Origin of the sequence: Phaeobacter porticola (assembly GCF_001888185.1) — a bacterium.
GTDB classification, from domain to species: Bacteria; Pseudomonadota; Alphaproteobacteria; order Rhodobacterales; family Rhodobacteraceae; genus Phaeobacter; species Phaeobacter porticola.
Window position 1 is genome coordinate 539,319 of record NZ_CP016364.1, and the last position, 21,960, is coordinate 561,278.

The following is a 21,960-nucleotide window of genomic DNA, read 5'->3' on the forward strand; positions in this document are numbered from 1 at the left end:
GCGGGCCGGGTTTTTTCGCCTGCGATGATACGGATTGAGAGGAAGAAATGAGCATTTCAGGCAATCAGATGGAACTGCGGGAAGAGGATATCCGGAAGCACTACGCCGCTGCGGGAGCGATGCTGGAAGGATTCGACCATACCCCGCGCATTGCCAAGCCTGCGGTCGAGGGTAAGGCGCCAGAGCGATCCGTAGGGATTGGCACGCGGCGGCGATTCCGCTCGACCACGCCGGGACTGGTGACCCGTTCCACCGCGCGGCCTGATGGCGTGCATCTGATCGCCCGGATCGAGGCGGCGGATGACGATGATCCGCTGACCTCGCCGCTGCAGGCGACCCTGCAGCACGCCTTGCGCCGGGCGCTGGCGATCTCCTTGGCGATGGGCGAGGCTTATACGGATGTCTCTGGCCTCGCGGATCTGAAACGGGCCAATCTGGCGGGGTCTTTGGACGCTGCGCGCAAAGGGGAGTTCACCGAACTGCTGGCGGCGGAGGCGCTGATTGCAGCGCATGTGTTTGCCAATGCTGCAGCCTATCTGCTGGCACCGCACGGGTCTGAGGCGCAGGCCGAGGTGGGCGAGGCGGAGGAGCTGCTGACGGACAACGCGCCACTGGCCCTGCACGGGGCGCTGTGGGAGTTGGACCAGAAGCTGGCGCAGCATGCCCCCGATGATGCACATCTGATTGCAGCCACGGCCGGTTATGCTGAACAGCTGATGGAGAAGGCGGCTTTACGCGCTCGATCCGCCCCGCGTCTGGAAGGTTTCACCGCCGCAGACTGGCGGGTGGAGGCGGATGATTTGACCATCAGCGGCTTTGAACCGGCAGCGAAGGCAAAGTCCACAACGCTCACCATGGCATTCAAAAAACCGCATGAGGTGGTCGGCAACCATATCGCCAAATACCAGGCCTTAAGGCTCTCCAAGATGCTGATGGCCTATGATTTCGACCGCCGTCTGAACCCCTTTGCAGAGATGGGCGGCTTCATCTTCACCTTCATGGGGGATGGCAAGCCGGGGACGGGGAAGACGACGCTCATTCAGATGATGGCGGGCCTCATCCATGATTATTGCCAGAATGCGGGCTATGCCTTCCGCTACCAGAACTTCGGCATCGACAATATCGACAGCTATCAGGGCAAGTCCGGGCAGAACGCCAAATCCTTCATCCAGAATGTGCTCGACCCCGGCGTCATCGGCTTTGGCACCATCGACGACATCGACCAGATCGCGGGCAAGCGTGGCGACCGGCAGTCCAGCGCGGGCCAGCAGGAGGTCACTGCGGTGTTTATGGAGGCCTTTGCCGGCGCCAACACCGTGGTGCGTGGCAACTGCACCTTTGGCATGTTCTCCAACTACCCGGAGAATGTCGACGACGCGCTGCGCCAGCGAGCGGGTGCGCGGTTCCTGGTGGACGGGCCGCAGACGCGGGAGGATTACATTGATATCCTGACCCTGCTGATGGGCAAAAACCACGAGATTCCGCTTGGCGATCATAACCTATACGGCGCGCAGGAGATCAAACAGGCGGTCGCGCGCTCGTTTGAGGCGCATAACCGCCCGCAGGAGCCGGGGCTGGCAGAGGTCTTTGGCCGCGTCCAGGATCAGATTGGGGAACTGGACAGCCTTGCCAAGCTGGGCACCTATCTGAAGGCGATCCAGCAGGCGGACGAACGCTTCACCGGCCGCGCCATCAAAAACATCACCGATGCGGTGAAGGTGCGCGCGATGGATTTTGAACTGCCGGATGACTGGATGGAGAACCCCGAGCTGTTCCTGTTCAAGGATTACGACACCAAATCCGCGATGATTGGTGAACTGCGGGTGCCGATCACCATCGACATGGTGGTGCAGGAGATCAACCGCTACGCCGATAGTGAGTTCCGCTATGCCGATAAGTCGGATGAAGTGGCGATTGACAATATGGTGCGCGATTTCGGGCGTCAGGAAGAGGCCAAGCGGCGGTATCTGGAGGGGCAGGGGTAAATGATTACACGCGAAGAAATGCTTGGAGCTCTTGGTACTTCTGCAACAGCGCAGGTTGTTGAAAGGTTTCGGGGACTAGCATTTATTGCCCCGGAACTGTTGCAGCGTCTTGCCGACCAAGCGCTTACTGAGGAATGGGGGCGTAGTAACTTCGCGCTCGAAAAATATCTCGCAGTTCACATCCCATGGGCAATTGAACAGGGAGCTTTTTCGACGTCTGAGGATCAAATTTTCTTCTCAGCGGGCCACCTGCAAACAAGGTATGGAACACCTCTTTACTTGGTGTTCGAGCGCAACGATGGACCGTTTGACCAACTTTTGTATTGCAAATACGCCGGCACGAATCCGTCCGCGCCTAACTTCCCATCGCCTCCTGAGATCCCGGCAGTTCCGGAAATAAATAAGGGATCAGAAATTGTTATGTTGCATGACCATATTCTTGGAGACAATGCAGATCGCGTCCCGTTCCTACGGGACACGCCGCCAGTAGCTCAGATGTGTGCAATCTCAGGAGCAATCCAGTGGTCGCTAAACAGTAACCTTGAGATTTCTTACTACTATTTCGGTACTATGAGCTTCTTAGCTCCTCTTTACTTGCAAAGTAGAGAGAACATTACTGAAGCGCCGGACTTAATTGCCCCTGTACAAGTGAATCGGGATAATTTGGTTGTCCGTACGGTTCTTACTCCTCACATGCCATATGCAAACGCTCGCGTCGCTGTTGAGCGTCATGATAAATTACCTGCGTGGATGCTTTCTGCATGGAATGCTCATTCTACAGAGTTGTCTGACACTCAGGTTGAAAATCCAGAGCAAGCCCAATGAAGCGCCTCATCGAAGCTGGCCTGATGTTCGGCAATCTCTTCCATGTGGCCTCGCCCGCGCTGGTGGAGCGGTACAATCGCGCGCTGAAGCATCTGACCGGCAAGACTACGGCTCTCACGGATTTCCACGTCGATATCTCGGGCTACTCACCTGAGATCGGGGATGAGCTGGGGGATGACCACTATCTGAACCATGCGGGTGTGAACCGGCAGTTCATTCTCCTCAGCACCGAACAGAAGCGTTGCCCGCTTCTGAATGTGAAATTCTCCACCAGCCGGGACATCTTGCGCCGGTTCATTGCGGCCAATGAAAGCCAGCTGTTTGCGCTGACCGCGACCGATGCGGTGGCGGGTGAGTTGGTCAATTCGGTGTTTGAGGTCGCAACGCCCGCGCAGCTTTTTGACATCCGGCAGGTCAGGGTCGAGGCGGACACCACAAAGGGCACGCTGCGGCAGGCCGATCAACTGGCCAAACTGGTGGACCGGTTCAAGAGCGAGGAGGACGGCTGGTTTGACGATGCGCTGATCGCTGAGATGATCGCGACGGCGGAAAAAACCGGCGATGTCACCCGCAACCCTGTGCGGTTGAAGCACGAGGTGTTTGAGCAGCAGAATTTCTGGACCGCGCATTTTGGCGGGCTCTATGTGTTTCAGGATGTCGAGCACCCGGCCCTGATTGCCAGTGGGGAAAAACCCGAAGGCGTGCCGCTGGACCGGGTGTTTGACCGGACGCAGGGCAATTCGGTTGCCAAATTTCTGGAACTGAACGGGCTGGTAGAGCCGATTATCCGTGCGCGCGGCGTCGATGGCGCGGCGATCCTGCGCCAGAAGATGGGGTTTCTGGCGATCAGTGTGCTGGCGGACAAGGGGATGGACCTCTCGGGCCTGTCGCGCAGCGATCTGCGGCGGATGGCAGCCCGCCACGCAAGCGAGCTGCCGGCGGAGTTCGAAGGCATGGCAGCGATGGTTCGCTGGGCCGAAAGCGGCGGCAAATGGCCCCGGATAAAATCGGATCACCCGGCCTATTTCTACTGCCTGCGGGCCACCAACACGCCGAACCGCGATCTGGTCAATATGCTGCTGGCAGAGCTGACGCCGCTGGATTTCCGCCAGCTGTTCATCTGCCACAAGGAAGCGTTTTATCATCAGTATCGCAACTGGCCGGAGGCGAAGAAGGACCACGTCGTCGCCTTCCTCGCGCGTGAATATGCGATGGACAAGGCAGGCGCGCGGGCGGCGCTATTTGGCCATGAGCCGGATATGAGCGGGCGCAGCACGGGCGCGCAGGATCGACCAAAACAGCGCCGAACGGACAGTCTGGTTGAACGGGTCGGCCCCTGGGGGGCTGTCAGCAGCAGATCTGGCAACAGGGGGCGCCGCTGATGTTTGCCTTTCTGCGCCTGATGGCGATCCTTCTGGTGGTGCTGACAGTGATCTACGGCATTGTCTCGCTCTATTCGCGCGAGGTGCGGCGTGCCAAGCTGAAACGTCGTTGGGCCGAGAAGGGGTTGACCGGAGACCGTTCCGCCTTCATCCAGCGCGGGTTGCACCAATATGACAGGTCACTGCGCCGCAGATTGATCCTGTTGGTCTATGTCGTGCCGCTGGGGGCCATTGCGCTTCTGGTCTATGTCATGAATTTCATGTGAGGTCGCTGAGATGCGTTATATCAAATGGGTGTTCATTCTCACCATCTGGCTGCTGGCAGGGGCCTTTCTGCATTACACACTGCCGCAGAATGATGTGGTGCGCGTGGTCAAGACTGAGGTGCGCCGGGTTGATTTCGGCGAAAACTCGATTTTCTGGGCACAGCAGGACACGGCACAGGAAGGCGCGACCAGCGTCAATCGCGATGTCCGCTTCGTGGAAGCGTTCCTGCCAAATGGCCGCCCCATCGTCTACCGCAATGAGGACACCGGCTGGGGCTGGCCGCCGTATTTCAAGCTGGACAGCTCCAACCTGCAAGCCGAGCTGACCGATCTTGCGTCCACTAAGGCTGATCCGCAGTGGGTGCTGCTGCGCCACTATGGCTGGCGCAATGAATTCCTGTCGATCTTCCCGAATGCGGTCGCGGTGAAGCCAGTTGACGGGCCGGAGTATAGCCAGGTGAATTGGTTCAATATCATCTTCCTGACGATGTTAGCGGCTGTGGTCTGGGCGCTTTATGTGCGCTGGCGCCGCTTCCGCCGGGCGCGGATCGATCCGATGGTGGAGAATGTCGAAGACAGCCTTTACGCTGCGGGTGATGCGCTTTCGGAGCGGCGTGGCCGGTTCCGGCGCTGGCTAGATAGCTGGAAACAGACGTAACCCAAGACGCCGCTCACAGGCACACCAATCACCGGCTGGGGCAAGCGTCGCGTCTGCCCTAGTCCGTAAAAAGATGTTCCGTCCGCGCCAGCGTAAGTGCTGCATCGTGATCCAGTGCAAAGAACGGCATCAGCTGTTCGGCAATCTGTTCATCGCTGTCGCTTTCGCGGATCAGCCCGTGGTGGTCAAAACCCACATCGCGAATGCGGTCGGCCTCGTGCTGGATATCATTGCGAATGGTTGGCAACAGGCGCTCAAGCGCGAGGGACGATGTCTGTTGGCCGGCCAACCCAATTCGTTCAGCGTGACCAGTCAAATAGGCATCGCTCAGGCTACAGTCGATCTGCAGGATCCGCGTGACGGCACGATCGGCGCAGAAATCCTGCATCAAATCCAGCGCTGACGGATCAAGGCAGATCACCAGCCTGTCGGTCTCGTAGTAGTCAAACAGCATTCTCACCAGCGCACGGCGGTGTCGGGTGCGCTTCCACAGGGTTGCTTCGATTCCGCCAAGATCAGGCATATCGGTGCCTTCCTCATCAAAGAGATAGGCAAGTGCCGGAATATTGCTGACATCGCGCAGGCGATTGACCAACCGCTTGGCTACATGCCATTTTTTGCAGGTAACGATCAGCAGCTCGCGGTCGCGTCCCAAGGTGCTTTCGGTTTCCCAGAAGCGTGGCGCAAAGCGCAACCCGTTCCGCCCGCGCTTCGCCAGAAACCCATATAGATTGCGCCCTTCGTTCGAAATCTGGAATTCAACACCCTGCTCGGCATAAAGCGCGCCAAGACGGGATTTCAGCTCCTGCGCCTCGGGGCTGATCTTGCGGGCAAAGAGGAAATCCTGCCCCATCAGCATGTCGTAGTGATCATTGTAGAACTGCACCGGCATCCCATAGTCGGAGAACATCAGGAAGGTGAGAGTCCGGCACTCGATTTCCGTGGCTGGAACCAGATGGCGCACCAGCGTCTGAAAAAAGGTCTCATCCGGGATCCAGGTGGTGCGAAAGAACCGTACAACATCGCGTCGTTGATCCAGAAAGGAGAGGATCCATTCCACGGTGCGTCGCCGCAGGCACCACCATTGGCTACCGATCTGGATCTGCACGTCTACGGGCGGACGTCGTGTCAGGCCAAACCGTTTCTGCATGCCATGGCTCAGGTCAAACAGTCGCTTGTGTGTGCGTTCGTTGAACAGGTGGCGATAGATCAGCCGGTCTTCCTTCATGCCGGTCTTGATCCAGTCGCTTTCAAAAAAGTCGAAGCTCTCGATATAATCTTTGTCCTGCGCGTCCAGCAGGCGATGGGCATATTCGGCTGTCTTGATTGCCATGCAATCGCCTGAAACCATGTAGAAATGGGTCGCGCGCGGAAAGGACGCCACAGCGCTCTCAAGGGCGTTCAGTGTCGCTTGTACCAGCGACCACTCGCCCCAGCCGCATTTGACCCGCTTGCGAGCAAAGCAGACGTTGGGGTTGGTGGTCAGCGCTTTGCGGATCATCGCAAAATCTGCCTGTGATGATCGGCCATCGAAATGGATCGCCATATAGTCACCAGCCGCGGTTAGTCGCGCCGCCTGCTGAATAATCGCCTCTGGGTCCTTATGGCACAGCAGAACATATGCGATTTTTGCCATGACAGCGCCCCAATGTCTTATTTTGATTGATTGTTTCCTTGATACTGACGAATTCTCACTGAATAAACCGCATTATTTCGCTTTTAACGACTAGAGTAGTACGAGGCGCAATTGCGCCGCATGGGGACGGGGAGAGGCAGATGGGGTTTCCAGGCACCTGGATGACAGAGAGCGAAAGCGTGATCTATCGCGTGGTGCCCAAATGCGCCTGCTCCACTATCGGGCAGATCATGTATTATTCTGATCACGGGCGGTTCTTCGACGGCGACATCCATGATGCAACCGGCGGGCTGCACAAATGGGCGTTGGAAAACAGCCAATCGACGATCGCCCGCAATGTGAAAGCGCAGAATACCTACGCCTTTACCTGCGTGCGCAATCCCTACACCCGGATCCTGAGCTCGTTTTTCGACAAGATTTGCGGCATCCAACGTAATGGGAAACGTTATCGCGGCAACCTGGTGCCACGTCTGACCTACGACTATGGAGTCGACGTCGGAGGAGAGGACGGCAAACAGGAGTTTGACCAGATCAAGAGCTTTCGCCGCTTTCTGCTGTTTGTCCGCGATACCGTGAAATTCCGTCGTCCGATGGACCCCGATATCCACTGGTCTGCAACCTCGGGCCATGTTTCGACGTTCATTTGCAATGGTGGCCGGTACGACAAGGTGATCTGGACCGAAGCCTTCAACGAGGGCATGCAGGATGTGCTGGACGCGATCGAGACGCCGCATCAGGTGGATCTGACCCAGATCCCCCGTTTCAATGAAAGCGAAGGCCACGGCCCCAAACGCGCCCATCCGGTCGAAGACTATTTCGACGACCTCTCGATGCATCTGGTCTATGAAATCTACAAGCGGGATTTCGAAGTGTTCAAATATGACTTTGAAAACCCCGCCAACAAGATGCCGGTGGGTGAGATCGACCTTGATGAGGTGCACGCCAAATTGGGTGAGTGATCCCAAGCCGCGCGATGCTCCCGCCCGGGGTGGCGATCATTGCATGATCTGACCCGGTTGGGCCTGGCGCCGCTGGCGCGGCGCGCCTCCGGCGGGAGTATTTTGGGAAAGGTGATAGGTTTCGTGCCTTATGCGCGGGGCGGCGATCCCAGATCTTGCAGGTGGGTATTCAACCCGGTTGGAAACCGCTCAGTCCCGCCAGCCTCCAGCGTATCTGGATGGACCCATCTGGCGATACATGCCTGGCCGTTGCCTTTTTGAAATTCAATCAGATCGCCTGCCAGATGCGGGGTCTCTGGCCAGGTGACATGTGTGGCGAAGATGATCTCATGACCGGTCTGGCCTTCGTGCTGATAGATATTTTCTAGCACCACAGGCGCGCCGCCCGTGGTCACCCGCACCCCAGTTCCTCCTGAAATTTCCGTCGCAGCGCCTGTTGCCAGGTTTTGCCAAACTCAACAGGGCCGCCCAAGGGACGTGCGCCCTTGATGTGACCGTCTCCGGTTGCGGCCTCGGCGGCCAGTAGCCGGTCTTTGTACCAGCATAGGTCAACGGTTTTTTGCGCAAATTTATTGGGCAGGGCGCCAGACTGTCATGGATGTTCTGCGAGTGCTTTGAACCGGGAGCATCTGGCTAATGTGGATCAACGGCGGGCGCAACACTGCGGTCGGGCGGATCCGCGGCGCGCTGACTGCGTGTCCTGGTGACGCTGATCACGAAATATTTCACTTAGCCATTCAGGTGAGTAACCGTTATCTGATCTTCTATGGTTTACAATTATGACAAATTATACGCAGAGACGCCGGACGCGTTAGGGGATCCCAGCCCTGCGTTCGTGCAGTTCTTCAATCAAGACGCGGGCGAGGGTCTGCGGATCCTAGATCTGGGATGTGGTCAGGGAAGGGATGCGCTGTTCATCGCGCGGAGGGGGCACCGGGTTGTTGGCGTCGATCTTTCAGCCAATGGGATCCGTGATCTTGTCGCAGCTGCGGCGAACGAAAACCTGTCAATTGAGGGCGTTGTCGCGGATATCACCCGCTATACGCCGGATGGTATATTCGACATCATCCTGCTGGACCGAACCCTGCATATGTTACCGGAGGCCCCGCGACGGGCTGTCCTGAAACAGCTGCTGGATCACGTGGTGACGGGGGGCTGGGTGCTGATTGCCGATGAGGCTGCGAACATGGAGGGGTTCGCAGCTATTTTTGCGCATCATTCGCGCGAATGGACAAAGGACTATGCAAAACCCGGATATCTGTTTGTGCGCCAAGAATAGACGCGCGCGTCGTAACCTTCGTTGCGTCCGACGAAAAAGGGGCGGACATGATGCCCGCCCCCGTATCGTATCGGTTATCTTAGACGCTCTCAGTCATCCTCGCCGGGCAGCGCGCGTACGGCGCCTTTGGCGGCGGAGGTGGCGAGCAGCGCATAGGCTTTGAGCGCTTTGGAGACTTTGCGCTTGCGCGGCTTTACCGGTTTCCAGCCCGCAGCATCCTGCGCCGCGCGGCGGGTTGCCAGCTCCTCATCCGATACCGCCAGATGGATGGTCCGGTTGGGGATATCAATCTCGATCTTGTCGCCCTGTTGCACCAGACCGATTTCACCGCCTTCAGCGGCCTCGGGTGAGACATGGCCAATGGAGAGGCCCGAGGTGCCGCCTGAGAAGCGGCCATCGGTCAAGAGTGCGCAGGCTTTGCCCAGGCCTTTGGACTTCAGATAGGATGTCGGGTAAAGCATTTCCTGCATGCCAGGACCGCCGCGCGGGCCTTCGTAGCGAATGACCACGACATCGCCCTCTTTGACCTTGCCGGTGAGAATATCGCTCACCGCCTGATCTTGGCTTTCGCAGACATAAGCCGACCCGGTGAATTTCAGGATGTTCTCATCCACACCGGCGGTTTTTACAATGCAGCCATCGCGGGCGATATTACCAAACAGAACCGCAAGGCCACCATCCTGACTGAAGGCGTGTTCTTTTGACCGGATCACGCCGCCTGCACGGTCGGTGTCCAGCTCCTTGTAGCGGTTGGACTGGCTGAACGCTTGGGTGGTGCGGACGCCGCCGGGGGCCGCCTTGAACAGCTCTTCGGCTTCCGGGTTATTGGCGACCTTGATGTCCCATTTGCCGATGGCTTCGCCAATGCTGCTGGAATGCACAGTGCCGCAGTCATTGTGCAACAGGCCCGCACGGCTCAGCTCACCCAAGATTGAGAAGATCCCACCGGCCCGGTGAATATCCTCCATATGGACGTTTTCGGTGTTGGGGGCCACCTTGCAGAGGCAGGGCACCTTGCGCGACAGGCGGTCCATATCGGTCATGGTGAAATCAACCATTCCCTCATTGGCGATGGCCAGAAGATGCAAAACGGTATTCGTCGAACCGCCCATGGCGATATCTAGGCTCATTGCGTTTTCAAACGCCTCAAAGCTGGCGATTTCGCGGGGCAGCAGGCCTTTTTCCTCGTTCACGTAATGGCGCTTGGTGATGTCGACAATCTTGCGACCTGCTTCAAGGAACAGATGTTTGCGATCCGCATGGGTCGCCAGGGTTGAGCCATTTCCGGGCAGGGCCAGACCCAGCGCTTCCGCCAAACAATTCATGGAATTGGCAGTGAACATGCCAGAGCAGGACCCGCAGGTCGGGCAGGCGTTTTCTTCGATGTGCTTGACCTGCGCATCGGTCAGATCCTCGCTTGCAGCGGCGACCATCGCATCCACGAGGTCGATTTTCTTCATGTCCAGATCGGCGATGTCGATCTTGCCAGCTTCCATCGGGCCGCCGGAGACAAAGATCGCCGGGATATTGAGACGCATGGCGGCCATCAGCATGCCGGGCGTGATCTTGTCGCAGTTAGAGATGCAGACCATCGCGTCGGCGCAATGGGCGTTGACCATATATTCGACCGAATCCGCAATGACTTCGCGAGAAGGCAGCGAGTAAAGCATGCCGTCGTGACCCATGGCGATACCATCATCCACCGCGATGGTGTTGAACTCTTTGGCAACACCGCCAGCGGCTTCTACCTCGCGGGCAACCATCTGGCCCAGATCCTTGAGATGGACGTGGCCAGGCACGAACTGCGTAAAGGAGTTCACGATGGCGATGATTGGCTTACCAAAGTCATCGTCTTTCATGCCGGTGGCACGCCACAGGCCGCGTGCGCCTGCCATATTGCGGCCATGGGTGGAGGTTCTGGATCGGTACATTGGCATCTGGCTGGTTCCCTTGTCTTTGCCCCTCAGGGACACGATTTGCGCAATAAAGGCAACATGCCGGGGCGGTCTTCGGTAATATTCAGGCGGTTTATGCGGTGTTTTACGGGGTCTGCCGGGGGAAACGCCTGTCATCAAGCGGTGGATCGCCGACTTCCACCTTATCCGGGGGGCTGTTGTCAGCCCGATTTGCCGGGTCAGCACCAGCTGCCGGGGTTGGCGTGCTGGGGGGTGACAGCAGGTGATTCACAGCCAGTCCCAGCACCAAGGCCCAGAATGGCGCGCCAATCCCCCAGAAGCTGATCCCGGAAACAGTCGTCATAAAGGTTATAAGGGCGGCCTCGCGGCCCCTGGCCTCGCCAAGGGCGGCCGCAAGGCTATTGCCGATGGTCGACAACAGTGCGAGGCCTGCCACCGTCGCAATCAGGGCCTTGGGTGCGATAAGAAACAGGCTGATCACTGTGGCCCCGCCGAGCCCGACCAGAATATAGACAATCCCCGTCATGACACCGGCCAGATAGCGGGTGTCTGGATTGTCATCCGCCTCGGGTCCGGCACAGATCGCTGCGGTGATGGCGGCGAGATTGAAAGCATAGCCTCCGAACGGGGCCAGCAGCAGCGTGGCAACACCGGTGACCGTCAGGCTGGCAGAGACCGGCGGCTGATAGCCTGCCGTCCGTAGCGCCACGACGCCTGGCATATTCTGCGAGGACATGGTGACCACAAATAGCGGCAGACCAATGCCAATCAGCACCTGTAGCGAAAAGGCGGGCATGACAAATTCCGGCCGTGCCAAGGTTAGATCCAGACGGCTGATATCTCCAAAAGCTCCAGTTGCGGTACACCAAAGCGTGCCCACAGCCAGTACCGCAGGAATAGTGTAGCGCGGTAGCAAACGCCGCCCGAGCAGAAAAGTCACGCCCATGATCGCCACCAGAGCCGTGTCAGTTTCTAGCGCGGTAAAGGCAGAGAGGCCGAATTGAAACAGGATTCCGGCCAGCATAGCACTGGCGAGGCCATCAGGGATCAGTCGCGACAGGGCAGCAAACCAGCCGGTCACACCGGTGAGGGTCAGCAGCAGCCCGCAAAAGACAAAGGCCCCGATCGCCTGGTCCAGCGACACCTCATCCAGGCTGACCGCCAATAGGGCCGCGCCAGGCGTCGACCAGGCGGTCAGGATAGGCATCCGGTAGCGTAACGACAGGATCAGGCAGGTGATGCCCATGCCCAATCCCAATGCCAGCATCCAGCTGCTGGCCTGGGCCTGAGTTGCTCCAACAGCCTCAATCGCCTGAAAGACAATCGCAACAGACCCCGTATAGCCGACCAACACCGCCACGGCACCAGAGACGATGTGAGAGAGCTTTAGGTCTCTGAGCATGTGGGTTTTCCTCTGGCGTCGGATCGGGTACGAATGGCATTGTGCGTTATAGCGCACAGTACACTTTGTGCGTTATAACGCACAAGACCTTTATGTAGGCCCGGTACGGGCACCGGTACGAGGCAACAGTGGACCATGACTGACGACAGCATCCCCTTGAACCTGCGGGAGATTCGCAATGGTGCCGGGTTCAGTCTGTCCAGGGCGGCGGAGGCCACTGGCGTGAGCAAGGCCATGCTGGGTCAGATTGAACGCGGCGAATCAAGTCCAACGATTGCGACGCTCTGGAAAATCGCCAAGGGCTTTCACCTGCCCCTGACCGCGTTGATTGGAGATGCATCACAGCCCGCCGGGGCGAGCGGTCGCAGCTTCCGCTCGGTGCAGTTTCCGGGGTCTATCGCGGTCAAGATGGTTTTTCCCTTTGACCCTGTACTGGGGGCCGAGACCTTTCACGTCAGCCTGAGGCCGGGCCAGTGCCACCAGTCGCAATCCCATGACACGGGCGTCACCGAAGAGGTTTTTGTGCTGGAGGGCGCGATGGAAGTGCTGCGGGATGGGGGGTGGGTGCCGCTCGACGCTGGACAAGGGCTGCGCTTTGCGGCGGATCAACCCCATGGCTATCGTAGCGGCGAGAGTGGTGCGGCGTTTTTGAACATGCACCACTACCGCCAAGTGGCTGGGATAGCCTGAAAGACGGGCACGGGGGCGGTTCAATTGGCCGCAGCCACATGGCTTGTGCAGCGCTAACACCCGGCCTAATGCTTGGTCATCTATTGATTGCGTTGATTTTCAGAGCCTTGCGCCAAGGCAAATCTTGGATGCGGGGCGCAACCGGATTTTGCGACGAAGCCATTTCAGGGGGAATAGGACTATGGACACCTTGCGCGGTAGTCTTTTGATGGTGTTGGCCATGGCAGCCTTTGCGCTGGAAGACATGTTTATTAAATCCGCAGCCCAAAGCCTGCCAGTTGGGCAAATCCTGATCTTGTTTGGAATGGGCGGCATGGCGATCTTTGCCATCATGGCGCGTGCGCAGGGGCAGCGACTGTGGAGCCCGGTGTTTCGCACGCGCGCGCTGGTGGTGCGCTCAATTGCCGAGGTGGCAGGGCGGCTCTGTTATACGCTGGCGATTGCGCTGACACCCTTGTCGTCGGCGTCAGCGATCCTTCAGGCAACACCGCTGGTGGTTTCTGCCGGGGCGGTTGTGTTCTTCAATGAACACGTAGGTCTGCGGCGCTGGCTGGCGATTGGTGCGGGGTTCATCGGGGTTCTGATGATCCTGCGTCCTGGCGCCAGCGGGTTTGAGCTGGCCTCGCTCTTTGCGGTGGCGGGCACTTTGGGGTTTGCCGGACGGGATCTTGCCACACGGGCCGCACCGGTCGGGCTGTCGAACGCGCATCTGGGGTTGGCGGGTTTTGCGATGTTGGTGGTCGCAGGCCTGATCGCACAGCCCTTTGGCGCGCCGATGGTGATGCCCGATGTGACCACATGGCTGGCTTTGGGCGCTGCGACTCTTGTGGGTGTGGTGGCCTATCAGGCCCTGACGGGTGCCATGCGCACCGGCGAGATCTCGGTTGTCGCGCCGTTTCGCTACACGCGGCTGATCTTTGCCATGGTGCTGGGAGTTGTGGTGTTCCACGAGCGGCCAGATCTGTGGACCCTTATTGGCAGTACGGTCATCGTTGTCAGCGGTGGATTCACCCTGTTGCGCAGCAACCGTCGTCAACCGGCTTAAGCGGTACTGGCAGGGCAGAGATCAGACAGCAGCCCTTGGTCCTGCCCCGAACTGCTCGGCGAAATTGCCTTGCGGGACAAACGCCTGCATCACCATCTTGCACCTCTGCCGTCGGCACCTTACATCTGCGACCCATGGCCAAGCAAAAATCAGACCCGAATTACAAAGTGATCGCCGAAAACCGCCGTGCACGGTTTGACTACGCGATCGAAGACGATCTGGAATGCGGGATCCTTCTGGAAGGGTCCGAGGTCAAATCCCTGCGTGTTGGCGGCACCAATATCGCCGAGAGCTATGCCACGGTTGAAGATGGCGAACTGTGGCTGGTGAATTCCTATATTGCGCCCTACGAACAGGCGAAAATGTTCAGACATGAAGAGCGTCGCCGTCGTAAGCTGCTGGTGTCGCGCAAGGAACTGTCGGTTCTTTGGAATGCGACCCAACGCAAGGGCATGACGCTTGTGCCGCTGGTGATGTATTTCAACCACCGTGGATTGGCCAAAATGAAGATCGGTATCGCTAAGGGTAAGAAGAACCACGACAAGCGCGAGACCGAGGCCAAACGCGATTGGTCGCGTCAAAAGCAGCGCCTGTTAAAAGATCACAGCTGATCCCAGCCGCCACCAAGGCCAAATGATCAATCGACGGCTTGCAGACGTGCAGCGCGGCATGGGTTGGTTTGTTTGGTCATTTTGCTCCGCTCATTTTGCACCTTCTGTTACGGTTGCGGTATCTGACTAAATAAGTCAGATACATGTTGCCCAGCAGACTCATCCTTCAGTCAGGCCCGGTAAACAGTTGTGATACCAGAATTGAGAATAAGGATGAGACCCGATGACCGAGGTAACTTCTGACGCCATGATGACATGTGGGCCGCTGCCAACCGTAGCCGATTCCCCCTCAGGCGTGACCCTTTCGAATGCCATCAGCCTTGCGGAATTGAGGCTGGATGCATTTGAAGCTGCCTTACTGTCACCGCTGCGTCATTTCACGATCTGCCTGCGTCGACCCGAGAGCCAAGCCTGGCAGTTGGCCTACTGCACTGCATCAGAGCGTTGGGGCGATACCTTTGGTCTGGCGGTGGCCAATGCGCTGTTTAAGGTGATCCGCTGTCTGCATGACCTGCGGGCCGAGACGTATCAGGGCCTCGACGCATTGGATCTGGAAACGCGAAATCTTGTAACGGCGGATGAGGCCGCGTTTCTGCGGATGCTGCACCACATGCGCCGGGATGAGACCGCCCCCGCGCGCGACGCCGTGGCGGATCTGACCGGGGGCTGGATGGACCCGCACGTCATACGCGCCGCACTGTCCTTTGCCCATCGGTTTCCGGCAGGCAAGGCCAAGCCGCAACATGGCGCGCTGCAATCAACACCGTATCACGGCTTACGAGTTGTGGGCTGATTGGCCTTGGCCTTGCGGCTAGGGGTGCCCATCGGGACAGATTATTGCGCTAACAGTCTGGCTTCTCTTGCGACTCTGTCCGGTCGGATGTACGGATGCCTCAGCACATATGAGGGGAGACGGAAACGTTGGACGATCCTAAAACGCTTGTGTCGACAGACTGGCTTGCTGCGCATCTAAAGGACCCTGATCTGCGGCTCCTTGATGCATCCTGGTACATGCCGCATGAGGACCGCGATCCCAAAACTGAATATGATGCCGTTCATATTCCCGGCGCGCGCTTCTTTGACATCGACGATATTGCCGATAACCGTTCAGACCTGCCGCATATGGTCCCCCCGGTTGAGAAATTCATGTCCCGCCTGCGCGCGATGGGGGTTGGTGACGGCCATCAGGTGGTGGTTTATGACGGCACCGGCCTGCGGTCGGCCGCGCGGGTGTGGTGGCTGTTCCGCCTGATGGGGCAGAACAATATCGCGGTGCTGGATGGTGGCTTGCCGAAATGGCAGGCCGAAGGCAACCCGGTTGAGGATCTGCCGCCAGTGATCCGGGATCGCCACATGACCGTGCGGGTGCAGAACCATTTGCTGCGGGACGTCACACAGGTATCGTCGGCTGCCAAACTGGGCGATCATGAGATCATTGATGCCCGCGCCGCTGAACGGTTTCGCGGCGCGGTGGCAGAACCACGCCAGGGCCTGCGTTCGGGCCATATTCCCGGCTCCAAAAACCTGCCCTATACCCAATTGCTGAACGCCGACCAAACGATGAAAGCGCCAGACGCCCTGCGCACCGCGTTTGAAACAGCCGGCGTCGATCTCAGCAAACCAGCCATCACCACCTGTGGGTCCGGTGTTACCGCTGCCGTCCTCAGCCTCGCTATGGAGCGGATCGGCAAAACCGATCATGCGCTTTATGATGGGTCCTGGACAGAGTGGGGCGCCTTCCCGACCCTTCCCGTTGCAACCGGAGAGACCTGATGTTCGAAACCCTGAAACCCCAGCCAGCGGATAAAATCCTGGCGTTGATGCAGATGTATCGCGACGACCCGCGCGACAACAAAATCGACCTTGGTGTTGGCGTTTACAAAAACGCCGAAGGGGTGACGCCAGTCATGCGCGCCATCAAGACCGCCGAGCATAAACTGTGGGAAGAGCAAACCTCCAAATCCTACGTCGGGCTGGCCGGGGATCCGGCCTATTCCGATGCTATGATCAAGCTGATTCTGGCCGATAGTGTCGAACGCGCCAATGTTGCCGCCGCAGCCACGCCCGGTGGCACTGGCGCTGTGCGTCAGGCGTTTGAACTGATCAAGATGGCCAACCCTGGCGCGCGTGTTTTCGTGTCGAACCCGACCTGGCCGAACCACATTTCGATCCTGAACTATCTGAACATCGAAACTGTCGCCTATCGCTATTTCGACCGCGAAACCTGCGGCGTTGATTTCGACGGCATGATCGCGGACCTGAAGACGGCCAACAAGGGTGACGTGGTGCTGCTGCACGGCTGCTGCCACAACCCGACCGGTGCCAACCTCAATATGGTGCAGTGGCAGGAAGTCGTGGCCATCCTGAACGAGCGTGGTCTGATCCCGATGATCGACATTGCCTATCAGGGCTTTGGCGACGGTCTGGAAGAGGACGCACAGGGCGTGCGCTATGTCGCGGCCAATACGCCGGAATGTCTGATCGCGGCCAGCTGCTCCAAGAACTTCGGCATCTACCGCGAACGCACAGGTCTGCTGATGGCGGTTTCTCAGGACGGCGGCGCACAGGCGCTGAATCAGGGCACGCTGGCCTTCCTCAACCGCCAGAACTATTCTTTCCCGCCGGATCACGGCGCGCGTCTGGTGTCGATGATCCTGAATGATGACGCCCTGCGCGCCGATTGGGCGGCAGAGCTGGAAGAGACCCGTCTGGGCATGCTGGCACTGCGTCAGCAACTCGCGGATGAGCTGCAACGCCTGACCGGATCTGACCGCTTTGGCTTCCTTGCCCAACATCGCGGCATGTTCTCGCTGCTTGGCACCACGCCGGAGATGGTCGAGAAAATGCGCGCAGACAGCGGCATCTATATGGTTGGTGACAGCCGTATGAACATCGCGGGCCTGAATGAGCAGACCGTGCCGATCCTCGCCAAGGCGATCCTTGACGCCGGCGTCTAAGCCTGCGGTCTGATACCTGAGAAACACCAAGACGCGCCCCCGATCCGGGCGCGTTTTTTGCGCCGTGTTCGCTCGGCGCAAATGAAAACGCGGCCCTTACACGAAAGGCCGCGCCATATTTTTGTTTTTTGGGTCTGCTTAGCTGGGCGAAAACTCAGGATAGGCTTCCATCCCCAGCTCCGCCATATCCAAGCCGTTCACCTCATCTTCTTCGCCAACCCGGATCCCTGTCACAGCACGCAGGATCAGCCACACGACAGCTGAACTGATCACCACAAAGAGGGCGACGACCACGATACCGGTCAGCTGGGTGATCAGGCTTGCCTCAGGATTGGTCAGCACGACGGCGATGGTGCCCCAGATGCCGGCGACCAGATGTACCGGGATGGCGCCAACCACATCGTCGATCTTCATCTTGTCCAGCATTGGCACGACAAAGACCACAATAATGCCGCCGATTGCGCCAATCAGGGTCGCCATACCAAGGCTGGGCGTCAGCGGTTCTGCGGTGATCGACACCAGCCCGGCCAGCGCGCCATTCAGGATCATGGTCAGATCAGGCTTTTTGAACAACAGCTGGGTCAGGATCAGCGCCGCTACGGCACCGCCGGCAGCGGCGGCATTGGTATTGGCAAAGATCCGGCTGACGTCAGCCACATCTCCCACGGTACCCATCGCCAGCTGCGAGCCACCGTTAAAGCCAAACCAACCGAGCCACAGAATAAAGGTGCCCAATGTGGCCAGCGCCAGATTGGAACCGGGCATCGGGATGGTTTTACCTGCCTTGTACTTGCCCAGACGCGGGCCGAGGATCAGCGCGCCGGTCAGCGCAGCCCAGCCGCCCACGGAATGCACCACAGTGGAGCCTGCGAAGTCGAGGAAACCCATTTCATCCAGGAAACCACCGCCCCATTTCCAGCTGGCTTGCAACGGGTAAATCACGGCTGTCAGTACCACGGTAAAGGCAAGGAACGGCCAAAGCTTCACGCGCTCTGCCAGCGTGCCGGACACAATCGACGCCGTGGTTGCACAGAACATCAGCTGAAAGAAGAAATCCGACCCGGTTGAGGCATAGGAATAATCATCCGCAGCTTCGGATGAAAGGCCGACCGCCTCCAGCACGCCGGGACCCCAGACCCCAGACAGGACGCCGTTCACAGACCAATTCCCCAACGGGTACATCAGGTTATACCCGATCAGATAGTAAAAGATCGCGGCCAGTGAAAACAGCGCGACATTCTTGGTCAGCTGCATGGTTACGTTCTTGGATCGCACCAGACCAGCCTCCAGCATCGCGAAACCGGCCGCCATCCAGAACACCAGAATGCCACCAATCAAAAACAGCAGCGAGTTGAGAATAAAGACCGTGTCGGTGGCCGCAGCGCCAGCAGGCGGGGCGGCTGCAGCCTCTTGCGCGACAGCAAGACCTGGCAGGATCAGCGCCGTCAGGGCCGCAAGGGAGAGGGTTGATTTACGCATAAGTGATTTCCTTCCTTTGCGCGTCTTCACAGCGCGTCGTGATTGGTTTCGCCGGTGCGCACGCGGATTGCCTGCTCAACGTCGAGAACAAAGATCTTGCCGTCACCGATTTTGCCGGTGCGGGCTGTTTGGGTGATGGTGTCGACGACCTGATCGGCCAGTCCTGATGGCACGACCAGATCCAGCCGTACTTTGGGTACGAAATTCACCTCATATTCCGCGCCACGGTAAATCTCGGTATGGCCAGCCTGGGCGCCAAACCCTTTGATTTCGGTGACCATCAAGCCGGACACGCCGATGGATGTCAGCGCTTCGCGAACCTCCTCCAGCTTGAACGGCTTGATGGTTGCTATGATCATTTTCATCCCTGAACCCCTGTCGTGATGGCTGCGCCTGAACTCTTTGCAGGTGCAGAAAATCCGCTGAACCGAGTCGGTGGAACATTCACCTCCCTGTTTCCGGGGGCTGCCGCGGGGGGAGGATGAAAAAATAGGCGTTCTTTTGCCGTTGCGCTTAAAAAACACCCGGCAGAGAGAGGGGAATTGCGCGCAAACTGCCCCTCAACAAAGCAGAGCAGACCGGGTATTGTCCGCAAAACGGGCAAACCGGGCAGGATCTGGAAGATGGCACAAGGAACGCGGCGTCGACCTCTGGTCGCAGACAAACGCTACGCGACAGCTGGGCGTGGCACGCAGGGCAATGGCACTGCGCGCAAGTCGAAACCACGGCCAAAATCGAACGCGAAACCCCGTAAATCGGGTTGGTTCGGCCTGTTCCGTTCCGGCCGTAAAGGCGGCGGTGGTGGTGGCAGGGGACCGCGCAAACCGCAAAAGCCCAAGACCCTGTTGGGCAAGCTGCTGGCGATGGTGTTGGCTCCGTTCCGCTGGGCCTTTCGCCTGGCCTGGGGATTTACCTGGCGCATTGGCATGATCTCTGCCGCGCTGGTGGCGCTGGCTGTAGGCTATCACTACATGAAACTGCCCGAGGTTGCCGAGCTGCTGGACGGGCGCGCGCGAGGCTCTGTCACCCTGACCGACCGCAATGGCGAGGTGTTCGCTTGGCGCGGAGATCAATTCGGCGGCGTGGTCACCAGTGACACGGTGTCGCCCTATCTAAAAAACGCCATCGTCGCGACCGAGGACAAGCGGTTCTATCGGCACTTCGGGGTGTCTCCACGCGGTGTCGCCAGTGCTGTGCGCATCAACCTGCGAGAGGGACGTGGTCCGCTGTCCGGCCATGGTGGCTCCACCATCACCCAACAGACCGCCAAACTGCTCTGTCTTGGTGTGGTTTACGACCCGACGGAATGGGAGAGCGAGCGCGCTTATGAGCGTGACTGCCGCCAGGGCTCGCTCTGGCGCAAGGCCAAGGAAGCCATCTTTGCAATGGCGATGGAGGCCAAATACACCAAGGATGAGATTCTCTCGATCTATATGAACCGCGCCTATCTGGGCGGGGGTGCTTACGGTGCAGAGGCGGCAGCGCAGCGCTATTTCGGCAAATCTGCCAATCAGGTTGATGCGTCTGAGGCCGCGATGCTGGCGGGCCTTCTGACCGCGCCGTCGACATTGGCACCAACCAACAACTTGCAACGCTCACAGGATCGCGCCGCCACCGTGCTGCGGCTGATGCAGGAACAGGGCTATCTGACGACGTCTGAAATGCGTTCGGCACAAAACAGCCCCGCCGTGCTGAGCGAGGCCGCCGCCGCCCGCGCCGGGGGGTATTTCGCCGATTGGGTGATGGATACCATCCCGGATTTCTTCGGCAGTGAGACAACCGAAGATGTGGTGATACGCACCACCATTGACCAGCGCCTGCAACGCGCAGCCGAGGACGCGCTGAATCACGTCTTTGACACCAAGGTCCGCAAGGGGTCTAAGGCGCAAGCCGCCATCGTGGTGATGAGCGCGGATGGCGCAGTCCGCGCCATGGTTGGCGGGCGCAAGTCCCGTGTCTCTGGTGTTTTCAACCGGGCCACACAGGCCAAGCGTCAGACCGGATCGGCCTTCAAACCCTTTGTCTATGCCACGGCGCTGGAGCTGGGGTATTCACCGCTCGACCGGGTTCTGGACGCGCAATATTGCCTGGATGTACCTGGCTCCGGCCAGTGGTGCCCCAAGAACTACACCCGGAAATTCTATGGCGAGGTGACATTGGCGCGGGCTTTGCGCGACTCGCTGAATATTCCGGCGGTGAAAGTCTCCGAGGCCGTGGGCCGCGATCTGGTGCGCCGTGTCGCCGGTGATTTCGGGCTTGATAGTGAACTGGCCGCAGGTCCGGCACTGGCGCTTGGCGCCTCCGAAAGTACGCTGATCGACATGACAGGGGCCTATGCCGGTATTCTGAATGGCGGCTCATCGGTGACCCCTTACGGGGTGACGGAGCTGACATTGATCGGTGACAATACACCGATGATGGGGGCCAGTGGCGGTCTTGGGGAGCGGGTGATCCAGACCAAGGCGGCGCGGGAGTTGATCTGGATGATGGAGCAGGTGGTCTCACAAGGCAGCGGTCGTCGCGCCCAAATCCCCGGTTGGCAGGCCGCAGGCAAGACTGGCACCACTCAGGCCGCCCGCGATGCCTGGTTCGTTGGCTTCACCGCCGATTACGTGGCCGGTGTCTGGATGGGCTATGACGACAACACGCCGCTTTCTGGTGTGACGGGTGGCGGCTTGCCCGCTGATATCTGGCGCGAGGTCATGGTGCGGGTGCATGACGGGCTGCCGCCCAAGCCCCTGCCGATGATTGCACCCAAACCCATCGCCCCGCCGCCGCAACCGCAGCCCCAACGCCGCCAGCGCCCCAATGTCGGACAGGAGCTGGGTCGTGCAGTGGATGGCCTGCTGCGCGATATCTTCGGGAACTGA

Annotated in this window: 20 protein-coding genes; 14 read left to right on the forward strand and 6 right to left on the reverse strand. The window is 59.0% G+C overall.

The genetic code is table 11. The annotated features are described in order from the left end of the window. Positions 1 to 47 precede the first annotated feature (47 nt). From PhaeoP97_RS02695 to PhaeoP97_RS02715, 5 genes are read left to right on the forward strand one after another with little or no spacing between them, the layout of a single operon-like run. On the forward strand, positions 48 to 1,985 hold the full coding sequence (locus PhaeoP97_RS02695) for an AAA family ATPase (RefSeq protein ID WP_072503772.1): 1,938 nt from the start codon (positions 48 to 50) through the stop codon (positions 1,983 to 1,985). Further along, the gene (locus PhaeoP97_RS02700; protein ID WP_072503773.1) at positions 1,986 to 2,810 is read left to right on the forward strand and encodes a DUF3825 domain-containing protein; all 825 of its coding nucleotides are present in this window, start codon (positions 1,986 to 1,988) and stop codon (positions 2,808 to 2,810) included. Next, positions 2,807 to 4,192, forward strand: coding sequence for a DUF6638 family protein (locus PhaeoP97_RS02705; RefSeq protein WP_072503774.1), 1,386 nt, complete (start codon positions 2,807 to 2,809; stop codon positions 4,190 to 4,192). Before PhaeoP97_RS02700 ends, PhaeoP97_RS02705 begins: the two co-directional genes overlap by 4 nt. After that, on the forward strand, positions 4,192 to 4,458 hold the full coding sequence (locus PhaeoP97_RS02710; RefSeq protein WP_027248657.1) for a hypothetical protein: 267 nt from the start codon (positions 4,192 to 4,194) through the stop codon (positions 4,456 to 4,458). The genes PhaeoP97_RS02705 and PhaeoP97_RS02710 overlap by 1 nt, the downstream gene beginning before the upstream one ends. A 10-nt stretch (positions 4,459 to 4,468) precedes the next feature. Then, on the forward strand, positions 4,469 to 5,116 hold the full coding sequence (locus PhaeoP97_RS02715; protein ID WP_072503775.1) for a DUF1523 family protein: 648 nt from the start codon (positions 4,469 to 4,471) through the stop codon (positions 5,114 to 5,116). 58 nt (positions 5,117 to 5,174) lie between these two features. On the opposite strand, the gene PhaeoP97_RS02720 is transcribed toward PhaeoP97_RS02715, so the two are convergent. Continuing rightward, entirely contained in the window at positions 5,175 to 6,752 is a 1,578-nt protein-coding gene (locus PhaeoP97_RS02720; RefSeq protein WP_072503776.1) for a DUF5928 domain-containing protein, read from the reverse strand. 140 nt (positions 6,753 to 6,892) lie between these two features. Between PhaeoP97_RS02720 and PhaeoP97_RS02725 the strand changes: the two genes are divergently transcribed. Next, positions 6,893 to 7,711, forward strand: a complete 819-nt coding sequence (locus PhaeoP97_RS02725) for a sulfotransferase family protein (RefSeq protein WP_072503777.1) — start codon at positions 6,893 to 6,895, stop codon at positions 7,709 to 7,711. Between the two features lie 128 nt (positions 7,712 to 7,839). Here the strand turns inward: PhaeoP97_RS02725 and PhaeoP97_RS20600 are convergent, their stop codons facing one another. Further along, positions 7,840 to 8,112 (reverse strand): NUDIX hydrolase, encoded by a 273-nt coding sequence (locus tag PhaeoP97_RS20600; RefSeq protein WP_237028975.1) that lies wholly within the window; start codon positions 8,110 to 8,112, stop codon positions 7,840 to 7,842. 365 nt (positions 8,113 to 8,477) lie between these two features. On the opposite strand from PhaeoP97_RS20600, the gene PhaeoP97_RS02735 reads away from it, so the two are divergent. Continuing rightward, positions 8,478 to 8,990 carry a class I SAM-dependent methyltransferase gene (locus PhaeoP97_RS02735; protein WP_072503778.1) on the forward strand — a complete coding sequence of 171 codons (513 nt, stop codon included), beginning with the start codon at positions 8,478 to 8,480 and terminating at the stop codon, positions 8,988 to 8,990. A gap of 89 nt (positions 8,991 to 9,079) precedes the next feature. Here the strand turns inward: PhaeoP97_RS02735 and ilvD are convergent, their stop codons facing one another. Further along, complete coding sequence (gene ilvD, locus PhaeoP97_RS02740; protein WP_072503779.1) at positions 9,080 to 10,927, reverse strand: dihydroxy-acid dehydratase; 1,848 nt, start codon at positions 10,925 to 10,927, stop codon at positions 9,080 to 9,082. 103 nt (positions 10,928 to 11,030) lie between these two features. After that, positions 11,031 to 12,308, reverse strand: a complete 1,278-nt coding sequence (locus tag PhaeoP97_RS02745; RefSeq protein WP_083570305.1) for a benzoate/H(+) symporter BenE family transporter — start codon at positions 12,306 to 12,308, stop codon at positions 11,031 to 11,033. Positions 12,309 to 12,443: 135 nt separating this feature from the next. Here PhaeoP97_RS02745 and PhaeoP97_RS02750 point away from each other — a divergent pair, with 135 nt between their 5' ends. From PhaeoP97_RS02750 to PhaeoP97_RS02775, 6 genes are all read left to right on the forward strand, one after another. Continuing rightward, positions 12,444 to 12,998, forward strand: a complete 555-nt coding sequence (locus PhaeoP97_RS02750) for a helix-turn-helix domain-containing protein (RefSeq protein ID WP_072503780.1) — start codon at positions 12,444 to 12,446, stop codon at positions 12,996 to 12,998. Positions 12,999 to 13,179: 181 nt separating this feature from the next. Then, the gene (locus tag PhaeoP97_RS02755) at positions 13,180 to 14,043 is read left to right on the forward strand and encodes a DMT family transporter (protein ID WP_072503781.1); all 864 of its coding nucleotides are present in this window, start codon (positions 13,180 to 13,182) and stop codon (positions 14,041 to 14,043) included. Between the two features lie 134 nt (positions 14,044 to 14,177). Continuing rightward, on the forward strand, positions 14,178 to 14,654 hold the full coding sequence (gene smpB, locus PhaeoP97_RS02760; protein ID WP_072503782.1) for an SsrA-binding protein SmpB: 477 nt from the start codon (positions 14,178 to 14,180) through the stop codon (positions 14,652 to 14,654). A gap of 223 nt (positions 14,655 to 14,877) precedes the next feature. Next, the gene (locus PhaeoP97_RS02765) at positions 14,878 to 15,447 is read left to right on the forward strand and encodes a hypothetical protein (protein ID WP_237028976.1); all 570 of its coding nucleotides are present in this window, start codon (positions 14,878 to 14,880) and stop codon (positions 15,445 to 15,447) included. Between the two features lie 128 nt (positions 15,448 to 15,575). Continuing rightward, positions 15,576 to 16,427 carry a 3-mercaptopyruvate sulfurtransferase gene (gene sseA / locus PhaeoP97_RS02770; RefSeq protein ID WP_072503783.1) on the forward strand — a complete coding sequence of 284 codons (852 nt, stop codon included), beginning with the start codon at positions 15,576 to 15,578 and terminating at the stop codon, positions 16,425 to 16,427. After that, positions 16,427 to 17,611: an amino acid aminotransferase gene (locus PhaeoP97_RS02775; protein WP_072503784.1), complete on the forward strand. Its 1,185-nt coding sequence runs from the start codon at positions 16,427 to 16,429 to the stop codon at positions 17,609 to 17,611. Before sseA ends, PhaeoP97_RS02775 begins: the two co-directional genes overlap by 1 nt. A gap of 138 nt (positions 17,612 to 17,749) precedes the next feature. On the opposite strand, the gene PhaeoP97_RS02780 is transcribed toward PhaeoP97_RS02775, so the two are convergent. Both PhaeoP97_RS02780 and PhaeoP97_RS02785 read right to left on the reverse strand, forming a co-directional pair. Next, positions 17,750 to 19,090 carry an ammonium transporter gene (locus PhaeoP97_RS02780; protein WP_072503785.1) on the reverse strand — a complete coding sequence of 447 codons (1,341 nt, stop codon included), beginning with the start codon at positions 19,088 to 19,090 and terminating at the stop codon, positions 17,750 to 17,752. Between the two features lie 26 nt (positions 19,091 to 19,116). Continuing rightward, complete coding sequence (locus PhaeoP97_RS02785; RefSeq protein ID WP_072503786.1) at positions 19,117 to 19,455, reverse strand: P-II family nitrogen regulator; 339 nt, start codon at positions 19,453 to 19,455, stop codon at positions 19,117 to 19,119. Between the two features lie 258 nt (positions 19,456 to 19,713). Here PhaeoP97_RS02785 and PhaeoP97_RS02790 point away from each other — a divergent pair, with 258 nt between their 5' ends. Beyond that, complete coding sequence (locus PhaeoP97_RS02790; protein WP_072503787.1) at positions 19,714 to 21,960, forward strand: transglycosylase domain-containing protein; 2,247 nt, start codon at positions 19,714 to 19,716, stop codon at positions 21,958 to 21,960.

What these genes read in the sequence shown, in the direction of transcription:
- PhaeoP97_RS02695 (WP_072503772.1), top strand. Translation starts at nt 48, where the DNA reads ATGAGCATTTCAGGCAATCAGATGGAACTGCGGGAAGAGGATATCCGG.
- PhaeoP97_RS02700 (WP_072503773.1), top strand. Translation starts at nt 1,986, where the DNA reads ATGATTACACGCGAAGAAATGCTTGGAGCTCTTGGTACTTCTGCAACA.
- PhaeoP97_RS02705 (WP_072503774.1), top strand. Translation starts at nt 2,807, where the DNA reads ATGAAGCGCCTCATCGAAGCTGGCCTGATGTTCGGCAATCTCTTCCAT.
- PhaeoP97_RS02710 (WP_027248657.1), top strand. Translation starts at nt 4,192, where the DNA reads ATGTTTGCCTTTCTGCGCCTGATGGCGATCCTTCTGGTGGTGCTGACA.
- PhaeoP97_RS02715 (WP_072503775.1), top strand. Translation starts at nt 4,469, where the DNA reads ATGCGTTATATCAAATGGGTGTTCATTCTCACCATCTGGCTGCTGGCA.
- PhaeoP97_RS02720 (WP_072503776.1), bottom strand. Translation starts at nt 6,752, where the DNA reads ATGGCAAAAATCGCATATGTTCTGCTGTGCCATAAGGACCCAGAGGCG.
- PhaeoP97_RS02725 (WP_072503777.1), top strand. Translation starts at nt 6,893, where the DNA reads ATGGGGTTTCCAGGCACCTGGATGACAGAGAGCGAAAGCGTGATCTAT.
- PhaeoP97_RS02735 (WP_072503778.1), top strand. Translation starts at nt 8,478, where the DNA reads ATGGTTTACAATTATGACAAATTATACGCAGAGACGCCGGACGCGTTA.
- ilvD (WP_072503779.1), bottom strand. Translation starts at nt 10,927, where the DNA reads ATGCCAATGTACCGATCCAGAACCTCCACCCATGGCCGCAATATGGCA.
- PhaeoP97_RS02745 (WP_083570305.1), bottom strand. Translation starts at nt 12,308, where the DNA reads ATGCTCAGAGACCTAAAGCTCTCTCACATCGTCTCTGGTGCCGTGGCG.
- PhaeoP97_RS02750 (WP_072503780.1), top strand. Translation starts at nt 12,444, where the DNA reads ATGACTGACGACAGCATCCCCTTGAACCTGCGGGAGATTCGCAATGGT.
- PhaeoP97_RS02755 (WP_072503781.1), top strand. Translation starts at nt 13,180, where the DNA reads ATGGACACCTTGCGCGGTAGTCTTTTGATGGTGTTGGCCATGGCAGCC.
- smpB (WP_072503782.1), top strand. Translation starts at nt 14,178, where the DNA reads ATGGCCAAGCAAAAATCAGACCCGAATTACAAAGTGATCGCCGAAAAC.
- PhaeoP97_RS02765 (WP_237028976.1), top strand. Translation starts at nt 14,878, where the DNA reads ATGACCGAGGTAACTTCTGACGCCATGATGACATGTGGGCCGCTGCCA.
- PhaeoP97_RS02775 (WP_072503784.1), top strand. Translation starts at nt 16,427, where the DNA reads ATGTTCGAAACCCTGAAACCCCAGCCAGCGGATAAAATCCTGGCGTTG.
- PhaeoP97_RS02780 (WP_072503785.1), bottom strand. Translation starts at nt 19,090, where the DNA reads ATGCGTAAATCAACCCTCTCCCTTGCGGCCCTGACGGCGCTGATCCTG.
- PhaeoP97_RS02785 (WP_072503786.1), bottom strand. Translation starts at nt 19,455, where the DNA reads ATGAAAATGATCATAGCAACCATCAAGCCGTTCAAGCTGGAGGAGGTT.
- PhaeoP97_RS02790 (WP_072503787.1), top strand. Translation starts at nt 19,714, where the DNA reads ATGGCACAAGGAACGCGGCGTCGACCTCTGGTCGCAGACAAACGCTAC.